Source organism: Methyloversatilis discipulorum (assembly GCF_000527135.1).
In the GTDB taxonomy this organism is placed as follows: domain Bacteria; phylum Pseudomonadota; class Gammaproteobacteria; order Burkholderiales; family Rhodocyclaceae; genus Methyloversatilis; species Methyloversatilis discipulorum.
Window position 1 is genome coordinate 1,123,917 of record NZ_AZUP01000001.1, and the last position, 14,186, is coordinate 1,138,102.

10 protein-coding genes are annotated in these 14,186 nt (G+C 62.6%); 6 read left to right on the forward strand and 4 right to left on the reverse strand.

The genetic code is table 11. The annotated features are described in order from the left end of the window. The first annotated feature begins 121 nt into the window (after window positions 1-121). Both ovoA and METFAM1_RS0105130 read left to right on the forward strand, forming a co-directional pair. Entirely contained in the window at window positions 122-2,251 is a 2,130-nt protein-coding gene (gene ovoA, locus METFAM1_RS0105125) for a 5-histidylcysteine sulfoxide synthase (RefSeq protein WP_024300479.1), read from the forward strand. After that, entirely contained in the window at window positions 2,233-3,441 is a 1,209-nt protein-coding gene (locus METFAM1_RS0105130; RefSeq protein ID WP_019918526.1) for a MalY/PatB family protein, read from the forward strand. Before ovoA ends, METFAM1_RS0105130 begins: the two co-directional genes overlap by 19 nt. Before the next feature lie 506 nt (window positions 3,442-3,947). On the opposite strand, the gene METFAM1_RS0105135 is transcribed toward METFAM1_RS0105130, so the two are convergent. From METFAM1_RS0105135 to METFAM1_RS0105150, 4 genes are all read right to left on the reverse strand, one after another. Then, the gene (locus tag METFAM1_RS0105135; RefSeq protein ID WP_019918527.1) at window positions 3,948-5,075 is read right to left on the reverse strand and encodes an ABC transporter permease; all 1,128 of its coding nucleotides are present in this window, start codon (window positions 5,073-5,075) and stop codon (window positions 3,948-3,950) included. Beyond that, entirely contained in the window at window positions 5,075-7,801 is a 2,727-nt protein-coding gene (gene rbbA, locus METFAM1_RS0105140; RefSeq protein WP_024300480.1) for a ribosome-associated ATPase/putative transporter RbbA, read from the reverse strand. Before rbbA ends, METFAM1_RS0105135 begins: the two co-directional genes overlap by 1 nt. After that, window positions 7,798-8,889, reverse strand: a complete 1,092-nt coding sequence (locus tag METFAM1_RS0105145) for an HlyD family secretion protein (protein WP_019918529.1) — start codon at window positions 8,887-8,889, stop codon at window positions 7,798-7,800. Before METFAM1_RS0105145 ends, rbbA begins: the two co-directional genes overlap by 4 nt. Before the next feature lie 88 nt (window positions 8,890-8,977). Continuing rightward, window positions 8,978-9,400, reverse strand: a complete 423-nt coding sequence (locus METFAM1_RS0105150) for a hypothetical protein (protein WP_019918530.1) — start codon at window positions 9,398-9,400, stop codon at window positions 8,978-8,980. Between the two features lie 465 nt (window positions 9,401-9,865). On the opposite strand from METFAM1_RS0105150, the gene METFAM1_RS20790 reads away from it, so the two are divergent. The 4 genes from METFAM1_RS20790 (at window position 9,866) to METFAM1_RS0105165 (ending at window position 14,180) form a co-directional block, all read left to right on the forward strand. Continuing rightward, entirely contained in the window at window positions 9,866-12,073 is a 2,208-nt protein-coding gene (locus METFAM1_RS20790; protein ID WP_157256668.1) for a hypothetical protein, read from the forward strand. A 202-nt stretch (window positions 12,074-12,275) separates the two neighbouring features. After that, window positions 12,276-13,010, forward strand: a complete 735-nt coding sequence (locus tag METFAM1_RS20795; protein ID WP_157256669.1) for a hypothetical protein — start codon at window positions 12,276-12,278, stop codon at window positions 13,008-13,010. Window positions 13,011-13,175: 165 nt separating this feature from the next. After that, window positions 13,176-13,619 (forward strand): hypothetical protein, encoded by a 444-nt coding sequence (locus METFAM1_RS0105160; protein WP_024300481.1) that lies wholly within the window; start codon window positions 13,176-13,178, stop codon window positions 13,617-13,619. A 99-nt stretch (window positions 13,620-13,718) separates the two neighbouring features. Further along, the gene (locus METFAM1_RS0105165) at window positions 13,719-14,180 is read left to right on the forward strand and encodes a hypothetical protein (RefSeq protein WP_019918532.1); all 462 of its coding nucleotides are present in this window, start codon (window positions 13,719-13,721) and stop codon (window positions 14,178-14,180) included. The last annotated feature ends 6 nt before the right edge of the window (window positions 14,181-14,186 follow it).

Consider the following 14,186-nt stretch of genomic DNA (forward strand, 5'->3'; position numbering starts at 1 on the left):
GCCGCGCCGCGTCTATGCGCGACCACGGCCGGAAACATCTGCTTACCGGGATGATCGCCTCATGATCCCTGCCGACCGGCACGCCCTCCAACACCCGCATTTGCCGGAGTACAAAAAGAAGATGAACAGTCATCAGGACACCTTCTTCCTGCGCACGCCGCGACTCGACGCGACCGATCCGGACGCGATGCGCGCAACCCTGCGCGATTACTTTCACGCCACCTTCAGCCGCTACGAACAGCTGTTCGAAGTGCTCACCTGCGACGAGGCCTATTACCGCAAACCGATCGCGCTGCGCCATCCGCTCATCTTCTATCTCGGCCACACCGCCACCTTCTTCGTGAACAAGCTGCTGCTGGCCGGGCTCATCCATGAGCGCATCAACCCGCGCTTCGAATCGATGTTCGCGGTCGGCGTCGATGAAATGAGCTGGGACGACCTGAACGAGGCGAACTACGACTGGCCGAGCGTGCAGGCGGTGCGCGACTACCGCAACGAGGTCCGGCGTCTGGTGGACCGCGTCATCGGCGAGGCACCGCTCACGCTGCCGGTGAACTGGAGCAACCCGTGGTGGAGCATCATCATGGGCATCGAGCACGAGCGCATCCATCTGGAAACCTCGTCGGTGCTGATCCGCCAGAGCCGGCTCGACTTCGTGCGCACGCACCCGGCGTGGGCGCCCTGTCGCGACAGCGGCGAGCCGCCGGCAAACAGCCTGGTTCCGGTGGCGGCCGGCGTCACGCAGCTGGGCCGTCGCCGCGACGACCCGATCTACGGCTGGGACAACGAATACGAAACGCGCGACATCGCGGTGGCCGCGTTCGAAGCCAGCCGTCATGTCGTCAGCAACCGCGAATTCCTCGACTTCGTCGACGACGGCGGCTATCGCAACGACGCCTGGTGGGACGACGAAGGAAAGAGCTGGCGCGACTTCCGGCTGCAGGCTGGCATCGATCACCCCGAGTTCTGGCGGCGCAAGCCTGACGGCTGGCAGCTGCGCCTGATGCTCGAAGAAGTGCCGATGCCGTGGAACTGGCCGGTCGAAACCAACTGCCACGAGGCGCGCGCCTTCTGCAGATGGAAGGCGGCGAAGACCGGCCGCCCGGTGCGGCTGCCGACCGAGGACGAGTGGTACCGCCTGTACGACGTGGCCGGTGTCGCCGAAGTGCCTGAAGACAGCAAGGCACCCGCCAACCTGCACCTCGATCACTGGGCCTCGTCCTGCCCGGTCGATCGCTTCGCGCATGGCGACTTCTTCGACGTGGTCGGCAACGTCTGGCAATGGACCGAGACGCCGATCTACCCCTTCGCCGGCTTCGACGTGCACCCGATTTACGACGATTTCTCGACGCCCACCTTCGACGCACGCCACAACCTGATGAAGGGCGGCGCGTGGGTTTCCTGCGGCAACGAGGCGACACGCGCGTCGCGCTACGCTTTCCGCCGTCATTTCTTCCAGCACGCGGGGTTCCGATACGTGATCAGCGATGCACCGGCCAGCGCGCCGAACGTCTACTACGAAAGCGACCGGCAGTTGTCCGAGTACGCCGAGTTCCACTACGGCGACGAGTACTTCGGCGTGCCGAATTTCCCGAAGGCGCTGGCGACCATCGCCATCGAGGCAATGGGTGACCGACCGGCGCGGCGCGCGCTCGACCTCGGCTGCGCCACCGGCCGCGCCAGCTTCGAACTGGCCCGCCATTTCGAGCACGTGACCGGCGTCGATTTCTCCGCCCGCTTCATCAACGCCGGCGTGCATCTGGCCGAACAGGGCGAGCTGCGCTACACGCTGGTCGACGAAGGCGAACTGGTGTCGTACAAGACGCGCCGTCTGGCCAACATGGGGCTGGAGTCGGTGCGCGGGAAGGTCGAGTTCATGCAGGGCGACGCCTGCAATCTGAAGAGCGTGCTAACCGGCTACGACCTCATACTCGCCGCCAACCTGATCGACCGGCTGTACGACCCGAAGGCCTTCCTGGCGGCGGTGCACGAGCGGCTGAACGTCGGCGGCCTGCTGATGATCACCTCGCCCTACACCTGGCTGGAAGAACACACCAAGCGCGAGGACTGGCTGGGCGGCTTCAAGAAGGACGGCGAAAGCTGGACCACGCTCGACGGCCTGAAGGCCGTGCTGGGCGAGCGCTTCCGCATGGTGGGCGCGCCGCGCGACGTGCCCTTCGTCATCCGTGAAACCCGCCGCAAGCACCAGCACACGCTGGCCGAGGTGACGCTGTGGGAGCGCGTGCGCTGAGTACCTCTTTCGACTTCGATCTGCCGATTCCGCGCGACGGCACGGCCAGCGTCAAGCACGACGGCCGCGCCGCGGTGTTCGGCACCGAGCAGGTCACCCCGCTGTGGGTGGCCGACATGGACTTCGCCGCGCCGCCGGCAGTGGTGGCCGCACTGGCCGAACGCGCGCGTCACCCGGTCTATGGCTACACGCTCTACCCGGACGGCGCCTTCGAAGCGCTGGAGCGCTGGCTGGCCGCACGCCACGGCTGGAACGTCGCGCGCGAGCACATCCACATGTGTCCGGGTGTGGTGCCGACGCTGTATGCGGCGGTGCAGGCCTTCACCAAGCCTGGCGACAACGTCATCGTGCAACCGCCGGTCTATCCGCCCTTCTTCTCGGCCATCCGCGACACCGGCCGGCGCGTGGTCGAGAACCCGCTGATCGAGCGCGACGGCCGCTGGACCATGGATTTCGACCAGCTCGAAGGCTGCGCCGCGCGCGCCGGATCGAAGCTGCTGCTGCTGTGCTCGCCGCACAATCCGGTCGGCCGCGTGTGGTCGCATGAAGAACTGGACGCTTTGCTGGCCATCGCCCGCCGGCACGAACTGGTCGTGCTGTCCGACGAAATCCACGCCGATCTCACCTACCCCGGCGTGCGTCACCTGCCGCTCGCTACGCTGGCGCGCCCGGGCGATCGCGTGCTGACCACGGTGGCGCCGAGCAAGACCTTCAACGTGCCAGGCCTCGGCCTGTCGGCGCTGATCGCCGACGACACCGAGCGGCGCGCGGTCGAGCGCGTGTTCGGCACGCTGCACGTGAGCGCGTCGAACCCGTTCAGCGTCGCCGCCTTCGAAGCCGCCTACCGCGACGGCGGCCCGTGGCTGGACGCGCTGATGGACTATCTCGAAACCACGCGCGACGAAGTGATCGACACCGTCACCCACCGCCTGCGCGGCATCCATCCGGTGGCGCCGGAAGGCACCTATCTGCTGTGGCTGGACTGCCGAGGCCTCGGGCTCGACGACGACGCACTGCGCGACTTCTTCATCGGCGCCGGCCTCGGCCTGAACCCCGGAGCAAGCTTCGGCACCGGCGGCAGCGGCCACATGCGCCTCAACCTCGCATCACCGCGAGCGGTCATCCGCGACGCGCTGGCGAGACTGGAAACGGCGCTGGCGAGACTGGAAACGGCGCTGGCGAAGCGCTGACGGCGGGCGCAGCACTGGCGCCGACGGATGACGGGATGTTTTGGGAAGGGTCTTCTGATTCCGACGGCGGCCTGTATCGAAGCCGGCGGATCGCAGAGGCCGCGTCGCGGTCAGAAGACCGCTCCTACAGGAGATGCGCCCGATTCACGGCCCGAGCAAGGGCGAGGACTCTGCAGGGGAAAAATGTGCCGGGCCTGCGGCCGGAGCCGAGCCGGGGTTCTGTGGGAGGGGTCTTCTGACCCCGACAGCGGCTTGTATCGAAGCCGGCGGACAGCAGCGGCCGTATCGCGAGCAAGCTCGCTCCCACAAGGATCGTGCCCGATCGGCGGTCGGAGCCGGAGTTCTGTGGGAGGGGTCTTCTGACCCCGACGGCGGCTTGTATCGAAGCTCGCAGATTGCGGCGGCCGTATCGCGAGCAAGCTCGCTCCCACGAAAGCACTCCGGGACCGTCGCCGGAGCCGCGTTTTTGTGGGAGCGAGCTTGCTCGCGATTGCGGCGCTCGAACCTCAGCCCTGCGCCGCGATACTGCGCCTGAACATCAGCAGCGAGGCGGTGAAGAAGGCCGCCGCGATGGCGGCCATGGCGAGCAGGCTGGGCCAGACGACGTCGATGCCAGCGCCGCGGTAGAGCACCGCCTGGGCGAGGCTGACGAAGTGGGTGGTGGGTGCGAATTCCATGATGAACTGCACCGCCTGCGGCATGCTCTCGCGCGGTGTCATGCCGCCGGACAGCAGCTCCAGCGGCAGGATGACGAGGATCATCATCAGCCCGAGCTGCGGCATGTTGCGCGACAGCGTGCCGATGAAGATGCCGAGCGAGGTGGTGGCCAGCAGCTGCACCAGCGTGCCGGCCATGAACAGCGGAATCGAGCCGGCGATCGGCACCGCCAGCGCACGCTCGACCACGAAATACAGCGACAGCAGCACCGCCACCCACACCACCAGCGCCATCGACCACACCTTGGCCAGCATGATTTCGAAAGCGCCCAGCGGCATCACCAGCAGGTGTTCCAGCGTGCCGTGCTCGCGCTCGCGGATCAGCGCCGCACCGGTCAGGATGACCGACAGCATGGTCACGTTGTTGATGATTTCCATCACGCTACCGAACCAGGCGCTGGTCAGGTTGGGGTTGAACAGGATGGTGGGCGCGAGCGAGATCGGCGCCACCGTCTCGCTGCGCCGGTGCTGCACGAATTCGACGGCCTCGCCGAGCACGATGTTCTGGATGTAGTTGGCGCCGATGAAGGCCTGGCTCACCCGCATCGCGTCGATGTTCACCTGTATCGACGGCTGCGCGCCGGCCAGCACGTCGCGCTCGAAATCCGGCGGAATGATCATGACGAAGGTGTACAGCCCGGCATCCAGCCCGGCGTCGCCCTGCCCTTCGGTAATCATCTCCGGCGGCCGGAAGTAGGGGCCGTAAAAGGCGCCGGCGATGCGCTCGCTCAATACCGAGCGGTCCTCGTCCACGATGCCGATGGGCGCGTTGTGCAGTTCCTGCGAAGTCGCCGTCGACGCGCTGTAGATGCCGCCCGAGAAGGCCCACACGATCATGATGAGCAGCACCTTGTCGTTCCACAGGCTCATCAGTTCCTTCAGCCCGAGCCGCCAGGCGTTGAGCAGTCGCTTCCTCATCATCGTTCCTGCTTCTTCAGCAGCCACACGCTGAGCAGCGTGAGCACCGGCACGAAGGCGGCCAGCGCGACGAAGTCGGCGTACAGGTCGCGCATGTCGAGCGCCTTGGTGAACAGGCCGCGGCTGATGTTGAGGAAATAGGTCGCCGGGAAGAAGGTGCCTATCGTGCGCCCCACGCCTTCGAGCGAGGACACCGGGTGCGTGAGTCCGGAGAAGGTGACCGTGGCCAGCATGGTCACCACCGCGGTCGCGGCGAGTGCGGCGATCTGCGTGCGCGCGAACGAGGACATCAGCAGCCCGAGGCCGGTGGTGGCGGTGACGAAGATGAGCGCACCCAGGCTGAGCGACAGCAGGCTGCCCTTAAGCGGCACCTCGAACACGAACACCGCGAGCAGCACCAGTCCGTAGAAGCTCACCATGCTGACGGCGATATAGGGCAACTGCTTGCCGATCAGGAATTCCAGCCTCGTCACCGGCGTCGCGTACAGATTGGTGATCGAACCCAGCTCCTTCTCGCGCACCACGCCGACCGCCATCAGGATGGCCGGAATGAAGGTGAGCAGCAGCGGGATCACCGCCGGCACCATCGCGAACACGCTGCGGAAGTCCTGGTTGTAGCGGTAGCGCATGTCCAGCTTCGCCGGGTAGGCGGTCGCCGGCAGCCCTTCGCGCACCGCCGCCTGCTGCAGGAAATCTGCGTGCAGGCCCTGCACGTAGCCGAGCGTGGTTTCGGCGCGGAAGGGCATGGCGCCATCGACCCAGACGCCGATCTCGACCGCGTGTCCGCTGCGCAGCCGGCGCCCGAACTCGGGCGGAATCTCCAGCGCGACACTCAGTTCGCCGGCGCGCATGCGGCGATCCAGTTCGTCCACGCCCAGCAGCGGCGGCTGTTCGATGAAGTAGCGCGAGCCTGCCATGTTTTCGATGTAGGCGCGGCTTTCCGGCGTGTCGTCGCGGTCGAGCACGGCGAATTTCAGATCCTCGACGTCCATCGAAATGCCATAGCCGAGGATGAGCACCATGATGACCGAGCCGAGCAGCGCGAAGGTGAGTCGCACCGGGTCGCGCAGCACTTCCAGCCACTCGCGCCGCGCGTAGGCCAGCAGCCGGCGCCGGCTGAAGGGTGCCGGACGCGCCGCGGGTGGCGCCGGCACAGCGGCGGCGGGTGGCGGCGCCTCGGGCGCCGGCTGCGCGCCGTCGCCGGTCGCCTCTTCCAGGTAGGCGACGAAAGCCTCTTCGAGCGATGCGGCGCCGCGCCGCTCGATCAGCGCCGCCGGCGTGTCGCTGGCCAGCACGCGGCCGGCGTGCATCAGCGAAATGCGGTCGCAGCGCTCGCCCTCGTTCATGAAGTGGGTGGACACGAAAATGGTCACGCCGTCCTTGCGCGACAGTTCGATCAGCAGGCGCCAGAAACCGTCGCGCGCAACCGGGTCCACGCCCGAGGTCGGTTCGTCGAGGATGAGCATGTCCGGCTTGTGGATCACCGCCACCGCCAGCGACAGCCGCTGCCGTATGCCCAGCGGCAGGCCGGCCGCCTGCGTGTCGAGGTATTCGGCCAGACCGAAACGCTCGACCATCTCGGCGACGCGCGGCGCGATGTCGGCCGCCGGCAGGTGGAAAAGCTGGGCGTGCAGCACCAGGTTCTGGCGCACGCTCAGTTCGCCGTACAGCGAGAACGCCTGCGTCATGAAGCCGACCCGCTTGCGGGTATCCATGTCGCCGCTGTCGACGACGTGCCCGAACAGCAGCGCCCTGCCATCGCTCGGCGGCAGCAGGCCGGTGAGCATTTTCATCGTCGTCGTCTTGCCGCAGCCGTTCGAGCCGAGGAAGCCGAAGATTTCGCCGCGGCCGATCTCGAAATCGACGTGGTCGACCGCGGTAAAATCGCCGAAGCGCATCGTGAGGCCTTCGGCGACGATGGCCGGGCCGTCGCCCTGCACGCAGCGCGGCGGCACCACCAGTTCCTCGTGCCCCTGGCGCTTGGCGGCCGGCAGCAGTTCGATGAAGGCGGCGTCGAGATCCTTGGCGCCGGTGCGCGCCAGCAGTTCGGCCGGCGTGCCGGTGGCGAGCACGCGGCCGTCGTCCATCGCGGCCAGCCAGTCGAAACCGGCCGCCTCGCCCATGTAGGCGCTGGACACCAGCACGCTCATGCCGGGCCGGCGCACGCGGATGCGTTCGATCAGTTGCCAGAACTGGCGGCGCGACAGCGGATCGACGCCGGTGGTCGGCTCGTCCAGGATGAGCAGGTCGGGGTCGTGGATCAGCGCGCAGCACAGGCCGAGCTTCTGTTTCATGCCGCCCGACAGCTTGCCGGCCGGGCGGTCGCGGAAGGCGGCGAGGCCCGTGCTGTCCAGCAGCTCGGCGATGCGCGCCTCGCGCTCGCGCGTGGCGTGGCCGAACAGGCGACCGAAGAAGTCGACGTTCTCGAACACCGACAGCGTCATGTACAGATTGCGGCCCAGCCCCTGCGGCATGTAGGCGATGCGCGGGCACACCGCGGCGCGGTGGTGGCGGTCGCGCATGTCGCCGCCCAGCACCATCACCCCGCCCTGCTGGATCACGCGCACGCCGGCGACCAGCGCCAGCAGGCTGGACTTGCCGACGCCATCCGGCCCGATCAGCCCGGCCATGCAACCGGCCGGGATGTCGAGCGCGATGTCGTCGAGCGCGACCGTGTCGCCGTAGCGCAGGCCGACGCCGGCAAGCCGGGCGACCGTGTCGGTCATGGCGCCGTCGACGGTTTCGGTGTTCCGACCAGCGGCGGCAGCGTGGCCGGCCACGGCGCTTCAGGGTCGAGCCTCACCCAGGCCACGCCGGGCAGCCCGGTCTTCACCTGCCTGGCGTGCGCCTTCAGCAGATCGGGCGGAATCTTCACCCGCACGCGGAACATGAGCTTTTCGCGCTCGGTGCGCGTTTCGACCGACTTCGGCGTGAACTGCGCCTGCGGCGACACGAAGCTCACGCTGGCCGGAATCGAGATGTCCGGCCGCACGTCGAGCACGATGCGCGCCTCGGTGCCGATGGCCACGCGCCCGGCCTGCGAGGTCGGCAGGAATATGGTCATGTAGACATCGGTGATGTCGAGCAGCGTGAGCACCTTGCCACCCGCCGCCAGCACCTCGCCCGGCTCGGCCAGCCGGTACAGCACGCGGCCGTCGGCCGGGGCAACCAGCTGCGCGTCCTGCAGATCGACGCGGATGCGCGCGCTGCGCGCCTCGGCCGCCTCGATCGCAGCCTCCGCCTGCTTCACCGCCGCGTGGGCCGCCTCGATCGACGACCTCGCGCCCTGCAACTGCGCCGACGCCGCCTTCTGCGCGTCCAGTGCCGACTGCTTGCTGGTGCGGTCGACGTCCAGCTTCTGCGTCGAAATGAAGCCCTTGTCGACCAGACGCTGCGTGCGCTCGATGTCCTTCTCGGCCAGCGCAAGCTGGCTCTGCCGCTGCGACACGACGGCGCCGGCGGTGGCCACATCGCTCTGCCGCTGCGCCACCGCCGCGACCGCGGCGGAGCGCGTGGCCTTGGCCTGCTCGATCTGCGCGTCGCTGATCTTCAGTTCGGCTTCCAGCGCGCGCACGTCCATCAGCGCCACCACCTGCCCGGCGCTCACGTCGTCCCCTTCGCGCACCGCCACGCTCTCCAGCCGGCCACCGGTCTTGGTCGCGACGTCGATCTCGGTCGCCTCGATGCGTCCGTTGCCGGAGGCAAAGGCCTCGCTTACCGGCGGTGCGGCGTACTGCTTCCAGCCGTAATAGCCAGCCGCCGCGGCAGCCAGCACGATCAGCCCCAGAACGAGGCGGCGACGCGATGCGCTCATGTTTCAGTCCGATGCAATGCGGGAATCGCCCCGATTGTGCCCCGGCCCGCGTTTCAGCGTCTTGATGTTTCGCAATGCAGCAAAGGACTCAGCCAGTAATCGCGAGCGCCGCCTGCAGCAGCAGTAGCAGCGCGTGCGGAAAAGCCACCGTCGGCTTCAGCGCACTCGTCGCGTACTCCATCAACAACCCGACCGCACCGGGCCGCGTCGCCTGCCACTCGGTGTGCAACTGGCAGGCCGCATAGTCCGACGCCCCGTCGGCGATCAGCGTTTCGACCTTCAGCAGACGCTGCCCCAGGCGCGCCTGCACCGTGCGCAGCATCGCCTCGATCACCCACACGATCACCGTCAGCGGCGCCGCCAACTCGAACGGAAAACCGAACAGCGCCGCACCGGCAGTCAGCGCCACCGCCACGATCTTGATCCCGACCGCGCAACGCTCATGGCGCTCGTGGTCCTGCTGCAGCGTGGACCATTCGGTCTGGAGGGGTGAGGGGTAGGAGGTATTCATGCGGGCGACGGCAAGACCGGAAAAAAGCGGGAAAGGCCGCAATCTATCCGTTGCCGGCGTGGCGTGCCCGGGCATGCGTCAAGGTTCTGTTGTGAAAGGCTGCGAGGGACCTGACGGCCATCAACCCGGCACCAGCCCGGGCACGCCAGGAACGTAAAGAAGAAGTCGCGCGACCAGTCGTGCGCCTTGGGGCGCACCCCATCGCCTCACCACTCGGATAAATGACCGATGGAACAGACACCGTGGATATGCTCCACTTGCCGGCGATACACGGGGTGAGGTTTTTTGTCTTCGTTTAATTGGTAGTTATCCGGCACACTGCGTGCCAAACGACTGAAAACAAAAGAAGTTCCCTACTAAAATTCTTTGTGTTTATCCGGCATCGTCCGTCGTTATGGCGCAAAACTGCGCCAGAAAACAAAGTTATGCCTCACAATTAATCCATTCCGCACTGAGGGCAATACGATGATCACTCGCCGTCTTGAGCTTGCCTTGGAGAGACTTCAGCATTCTGATTGGAATCGATTCGAACGAACGGCGTCCGTCTTTCTGGCTACGGAATTCGATGATCTTCGCACCGTGGCGACCCCCTCTGGCGACGAGGGACGAGATGCAGAATTGTTTTCGCCTAATGATGAACCCAAGGTCGTAATTCAATATTCGGTTGCCTCTGATTGGCGAGCAAAAATTAACGCAACGGTTCGACGATTGAAGGACACATTACCCAACTCGTTAGTACTCATCTATCTCACTAACCAGACAGTTGGTGCTGATTCGGACGACCTAAAGAAGACCCTTCGAACCAAGTACGGCCTCGCGCTGGATATCAGGGATAGACATTGGTTCATCGAACGGGTTAACGCGTCTCCTCAACGGCAGCACGCTGCCGAGGAACTGGCAACAGTCATCGTTGACCCTTACCTTTCGTCAGTTGGCGTAGGCCCTTACGTAAAAGCGGAGCTATCCGCACCAGAAGCAATTGCCGCTGCTACATTCTTAGGCCTCCAGTGGCAGGACGATGTCCGAGACAAGGGGCTGACAAAACTCGCGTTTGAGGCTCTCGTTCGTGCTGCGCTAGTCAACACGAGCAGCGCGAATCGTATCGGTCGCGCGGCGGTCCACACGACGATTAAGCAATTCATGCCGAATCACCCTGAATCACAGGTAGCTCCATTAGTTGATAGCGCACTAAAGAGGCTTGAGAAACACACCGTGAAGCACTGGCAGAAGGAAGACGAATTCTGCCTAGCCCATGAAGAGATACAACGGCTAAATGGATTCCGAGTCGAGGCTGCACTAGCCGAATCTAATCTAGCCGACGCAATCCAAAAGTTATGCTCGGAGCAACTGTCTCAACTGCAAATCGCCCCGGATGTGCAGCAGTCCTTTGCCCTGTGCCTCCGAAATGCCCTTGATGGAATCCTATTTGAACGTAGCCAAGCGTTTTCAGTAGCAGTTCAGAGCGGGAACCTATCTCAGCTTGCTGACACCGATTTTGATAGCGTGTTGCTTCCGCTAGTCGCACGATCCACATTTCCAAAGACTCCTCATGCTGACTGGGTCTTGCTGCTTCGAAGAAGCGTCCGTGACATTCTGACAAGTGACGACCAAGCGTTCACAACATACCTTCGTTCGCTTGCGGATGCGTATACGCTTCTGGCATTTCTCAAACAAACGCCGGACGTTCAAGGCGCCGTTGAAAAAATGTTTTCTCACGGAATACTTTGGCTTGATGCATCGGTGGTACTACCTCTTCTTGGGGATACGTTGGCAGAAGATGAAGAAGAAATAGGCCGCTTCTCGCGCATGATTGAAGCTGCGCGAGATGCCAATCTCAAGCTCTTCGTCACATCAGGTGTTATCGAGGAAGTGGAAAGGCACATGAATCGAGCGTTGACGTGCGCTCGCCTAACACAAGGGCATTGGGAGGGTTCTGTTCCTTATCTGCTTGAGCGATACGTAGTTAGCGGTCGGTCTCCAGCTTCCTTTTCATCTTGGCTCGAAAACTTTCGTGGTGAAGCCCGACCCCTTCAAGATATTGCAGAGTACCTGCATGAACGATTCGGGATTACAGAGAGGTCACTCGAAACTGAAAGCGCCGCGTCTTCATCTGAATTGCGAAATGCACTTCAAAAGATTTGGCTCGATCGCTATGAACGACGAAAAGAGAAGTATGGGGCACTGCTGGACGACATGGCGATTAACCGCCTGATAGGACACGATATCGAGTGCTATTGCGGCATAGTTCAGCTACGCAGTCACGAAAAACCGTCGCCCTTTGGCTACAGTGCCTGGTGGCTGACTGTAGACCGCCAGACTTTCGATCTTAAGGGTAGATTGCGCCCGCTTATGAACGAGGCTCCTCCTGATTCCCCGGTGATGAGTGCCGACTTCCTAGTGAATTACTTGGCGTTCGGTCCGGTCCGTAGGCATGTGACAAAGTCAAAAGAGTCACACCTGCCTTTGCTCATGGTTCTTGGCGGCGCAACTTCCCTTACGCCTGATCTCATGGCGGAGGCAGAATCTATTCGTGCCCAACTCAAGGAAATGCCTGAACGCGTTGTTCGCCGCCAAGTCCGCGACTATTTAGACCGCGCGAAATCACGTATTGGGCCAATTGCGAAAATGGGCATCAACGACGTCGACAATGCCCCGCAAGCGCTGCGTCAGTGAGGCATAACCCTGCGGTCCACCGGACGCTGCGCGATAAAGCCGCGCAGCGCCGGTGACCTCCACGTTATATTTTATTAGAGAGCCTTGAATGTCGTATCAAATAGTCGGTAGTGCCACCTACAAATGTACCAAATGCGGCGCCAAACACTATCTGCACCGACAAGATTTCGAGTTCGACGCTCAATCGAGAAGTGAGCGGCAAATGGGAGCCGAAACTCAGTACATCGCGGAGATTGAAGAACCTTGCCATAACTGCGATCAGGAGATACGCCTCGAGTTCGAAGTGTGGGAATATCCCGATGGAATTATTAATTACACCAACGAAAAATCAGAAGGCGCAGAAATACTAGATGACAGATTTTCAATCGAACATAAGCCAGATAAAGATGACGGCATAATTGAGGCAGTCAAATTAGCCAAACCTCTTTTACAATTTCGTTTTGATAAATTTTCCGAACAGTTCGTTGATTTTTGGATTTCTCGTTACAGAAAAGATGCCAAGACAACCACTGTCGTCTCTGCTGCGTCAATTTTTGTTGCTGCAGTGGCCCTAGGAATTTCTATTTATAACTCCGAGCAAACACGGAAAAGCAATCAAGCGAAAACCCAAGACTTCAAAGAACAATACTTGCTATTACGCACCACCCAAGAAAATCTAACGGATCTCGAGGCTTTCATCTTAAGCAAAAAGCAGGAGATCTCAGTCACTCAAGATTTATTGAACAAGCTTCAAGAGCAAAAAGCAGAAATCGAACCCATTGTTACCGCCAACCAAGAAGTGGTTAATGCCTTGTTCGCTCAACAAAGAAAAGAGATGGAAAAAGGTCTTTGGTTGGAACGAGGTATCAGTTTCGCTCTGGGAGTGCTTGCGTCACTTATCGCATCTGTTATTTGGCATTTTGTGGGTAGGTTAAAGAAACGTGACGAAGAAAATTAAACCTATGGAAACACTGATTTAACCCCGCCCCCCGTAGAATGTCCAAATCATCCCGATACGCGCACCCATCCCGATGAAACAGCAAACCAGCTTTGCCGATCTCGAGTGAACAATTGGGGACAGGCCACGTTTTCGACGACCGAATTTTGAAAAGACGAGCGTTTGATGAAGATCATCCCTGAAACCAGCTCGCTTTACAGCGCTCCCCGCACGCAGCCTTCCTCCACGCCTGGCGCCGGCCCCAGCGCGTTTTCGTCCGCGCTGGCGGCGGCAACTGCCCAAACGCCTTCCACGAGATCTGCTGACTTCACAAGCATGACCCGTCAGGAAATGACCGACTGGATGAACGAGCAGATCCGCACTGGAAAGATGTTGCTCGATGAAAGCGCTCCTTTCATGGGCATGACGATGAAGATCTCGGTCGCGACGGGCCAACCGGTCGACATGGCCACGGACACCACCCGCATCAACTTCATCGAGAAGGCCCGCTTGGGCATCGAGTGTGCGCGGTCGCTTAACGACCAGAAGCTGGCCGAAAGACTGCAGATGGCGATGGACAGGATGCACCGGAGCCAGGGGCAGGCAATTGGCGGTGATGTGCGCTCATGAGCTGACGCAAGAGCGCGCGCCCACCGGCAACGTGGCGCTGCAGGACAGCGTGCCGCAGAACCGGTCGCGACCTCGTCAATCCACCATGAGGAACACGCCTTGGCGCGCACCGACAAGCTCACAAAACTGATCGCTGTATGCGACCTGTTCTTCGATGCGATTGCACGGCTTGACGATCCGACGGCGAAGGCTCTGGTCGAGAACTGGACCCACGTCAGGCATCAGTATGTGAATCCAATCGACGCGCCCCGCTCAGCGCTCGCTGCCGGTATGGAGCAAGGTCTTCGCGAGATGCCTATGCTGCTCAAGTCGATACCTCCGGAAGCCAGAAAGCGCGCGATTGAGGCGCTGTCCGCAGCGATCGTGGCCCAGTATCCGGATTTCCTCGCCAAGGATGCCGAGCGGCTTGCGCGAATAAAGGCACGTGGCGCCATTCGCAGCGAGAACGAGTATTACCTGGTCCGTCACCATGTCGATCTGCTGGAGCTCCGCCCTCATCAGGAAGAAGAACTTCGGCTGCTGTATGAACTGATCGACCGCTTCGAGGCCTCGGCCGGCTAACGCAAG